Annotated in this window: 3 protein-coding genes; all 3 read right to left on the reverse strand. The window is 64.2% G+C overall.

Annotation, left to right across the window (positions count from 1 at the left end; translation table 11 throughout):
• Nucleotides 1-127: 127 nt before the first annotated feature.
• On the reverse strand, nt 128-586 hold the full coding sequence (locus ABTU92_RS28000) for a hypothetical protein (protein WP_408094859.1): 459 nt from the start codon (nt 584-586) through the stop codon (nt 128-130).
• Nucleotides 583-1,209, reverse strand: a complete 627-nt coding sequence (locus tag ABTU92_RS28005) for a hypothetical protein (RefSeq protein ID WP_408094860.1) — start codon at nt 1,207-1,209, stop codon at nt 583-585. The genes ABTU92_RS28000 and ABTU92_RS28005 overlap by 4 nt, the downstream gene beginning before the upstream one ends.
• Before the next feature lie 382 nt (nt 1,210-1,591).
• On the reverse strand, nt 1,592-2,156 hold a 565-nt coding region (locus ABTU92_RS28010; protein ID WP_408094861.1), incomplete at its 5' end, for a formylglycine-generating enzyme family protein.

A 2,156-nucleotide genomic window follows, 5' to 3' on the forward strand; every position in this document is an offset into this window, starting at 1 on the left:
CAGAAGACCGCTTACGATGATTGAGGACAATAGGTCAAAGAACCCAAGCTCGGAAATCTCGGCAACGAGCGCGGGCAAGTGGCTGATTCTGCCAGAGAAGCCGGCCGGTGCCGCCGGCGCGAGACCCTCATTTCTGCTTGCTGGCCTTCTTGATGAGCAAGAACAGATCGTGCGCCGCCTCGGGCGCGACGCGCTCGAAGGTCTTCAGGTCGGGATCGCGCGCGTGATCGAAATCCGCCGTCGGTTTGTTCAGACCCGGCCGGGGCACGAGGAGATCGCGACCCTGCGAGGCCTCCGCGTCGATCGCCCGCAGCACTTGGTAGACCACCCACGGTGAGGTCGCGACCGCCTCGCGCAGGCTTTCGTTACGGGCAATGGTCGCGAGGTCGGCGGCGGAAAACTCCGGCCGTGGCGGCGATGCCTGAATGTCCGCCGCAGCGGTTCCGGTCAGGCCGAGGGTCAGCGCCAGCACGGCGGGCGCCATCCCGGCGGGCAGCAGATGAAGCCAGTCGCGGATCGAGGCCGCAAGCGGCGTCCCCGCGTCGCGGTGCGAACCCGCGTGGATCGGCTGTTCGTGGTCAATCATCTCTGAACTCCTCCGGACACAGTGTCGGAGACGATCGCGGCGAGGCGCCGTCGCAGGTCGCGCAGCACGCCGCCGAAGACCTGCTCCATCACACCGGTCGACGACACCAGGATGGTGCCGAAGGGCGAGCGGCCGCGCTCGAGAAAGCCCGCCTCCGCCGACGCGACGACGAGCTTACGGCAGGTCTCGGTCGACATCACGCTGACCAGGAAGCGGGCGAGGTTCGACTGATCGATCCGGCCGGCTCGGCCGCGCCAGGTCTCGACCAGGCGCGGCAGCGTGTCGGCCGTGAAGATCGCGTCGAGCACGCGGTCCTTGCGCAGGCCGAGGCGCTTCATCTTGTCGGCGTCGCGAAGCAGCGTATCGAGGTGCTGGTTATGGATATCGGCGAGCCGCGCAATCTCCTCTTCGCTCTCGATCCGCCGCGCCCGTAGCAGATAGAAGAACTCGCAGAACTGATACATCGCCTCGATCCGCAGGGTGTCGAGCAGCTCGGGCTTGCGTGCGACACTCGCCTCGACGAGACGCGCGGACAGCACGGATCGGGACCACAGGATGCTCTCCTGGAGAAAGAGGTCGGCTTCCACGGCGGATTCATCGGCAAAGATGTCGTTGGCGGTCATGATACACGCGAAGAGGGGATTTCGAACGGGCCCGGTAGGGGCCGGCCTCCAAAGCAATTGGAGGGCGGCACGGCAATTTACCGGATTATTCGCTCCTGCCGCAGACCTACTGCAAGAGATTTCGACCCGAAGGCGAACGCTCCCGGGTCATCTTGCTCATGGGTCGAGCGACGTAGATGCTGCAGCTCAGTGGTGGAGTTGAGAACCGAGCCGTCCCGGAGTGGTTCGAGCTCCGGGCCAACACCCAATCATGCGCTCAAGGCGCCGACTCCGCTTCGCTTCGTGTCGACGATTGTCGCAGAACGCTGTCTCCGGTTCAGGGGCTGCGCCCCCTGGACCCCGGAAGACACACGATTAAAACAAGACACTAAGAGGCAAAGATTCAAGGCGTGAGCGCCCTCCCGACCCGAAACCCGGTATTGTCGTTCTGGACAGCGGGGACATACGAGTAGCGGCTTGCAGCGCGGAGGTACCTCGGCTCGAAGAACCACGACCCGCCGCGGAGAACACGGTACCTGCAATCCCCGGTCGTCCGAGCCGCCCCGTCCGATGGCGCTCCGTCGTAGTTTTTGTGCCAGCAGTCCGCCACCCACTCCCACACGTTCCCGTGAACCTGATAGAGTCCCCACGGGTTCGGCTCGAACGTGTCCACCGGAACCGTTTTCGTTCGCCATTCCCACTCCGGTGCGTTGCCATATGTGAATCTGCCGTCATAGTTCGCCTGCTTCGTCGATATCGACGACCCCCACCAGAACGGTGTCGTGGTCCCGGCTCGCGTCACGTATTCCCGCTCCGAATCGCTCAGCAGACGATAGTCTTTCCCCGTCTTCTTCTTCAGCCAGTCCACATAGGCCTGCGCATCCGTCCACGACACGTGGATCACTGGGCGCCGTCCACGGCCCCAGCCTTGATCCTTTGGCCGGTACCCGTTGCACCCACCGTCCGCA

Source organism: Rhodoplanes sp. SY1 (assembly GCF_046000175.1).
Taxonomy (GTDB): Bacteria; Pseudomonadota; Alphaproteobacteria; order Rhizobiales; family Xanthobacteraceae; genus Rhodoplanes.

Excerpts from the sequence above, each read along its gene's own strand:
- ABTU92_RS28000 (WP_408094859.1), bottom strand. The coding sequence starts at position 586 with ATGATTGACCACGAACAGCCGATCCACGCGGGTTCGCACCGCGACGCG.
- ABTU92_RS28005 (WP_408094860.1), bottom strand. The coding sequence starts at position 1,209 with ATGACCGCCAACGACATCTTTGCCGATGAATCCGCCGTGGAAGCCGAC.